Raw genomic sequence first — 301 nt, 5'->3', positions numbered from 1 at the left:
GGGAGATCGTGAACGGGCCGAAGACGGTCCTCGCGCCCATGGGCTAGTGCGTGCAGACCGGCGCGTACCCCCGTGCCGCTACTTCCGGGGTCATGCCGGTGCCGGGGTCGGTGACGCACACCGATAGGGACTGCCCCTCGGAGCTCGCGTGTTTGGTCGAGGGCGGTCGCTCCAGCCACTTGTTGGCGGTCTCGATGGTGATGCGGCCGCCGTCCGGCGTGGCGTCGCGGGGGTTGATGCACAGTTGTAGCAGCGCATTCTCAGGCTGTCCAGGCTCCACCCGCGTCGGCAACAGTCCCGG

At 69.1% G+C, this 301-nt stretch carries 1 pseudogene; it reads right to left on the bottom strand.

The features are described 5' to 3' along the window. Positions 1–43: 43 nt before the first annotated feature. Positions 44–301 (bottom strand): annotated as a pseudogene (locus tag MKL01_RS34770) (hybrid sensor histidine kinase/response regulator); the annotation flags it as partial.

Source organism: Methylobacterium sp. J-070, assembly GCF_022829385.1.
Classification (GTDB): domain Bacteria; phylum Pseudomonadota; class Alphaproteobacteria; order Rhizobiales; family Beijerinckiaceae; genus Methylobacterium.
This window is presented reverse-complemented; position numbering and strand designations above follow the sequence as displayed.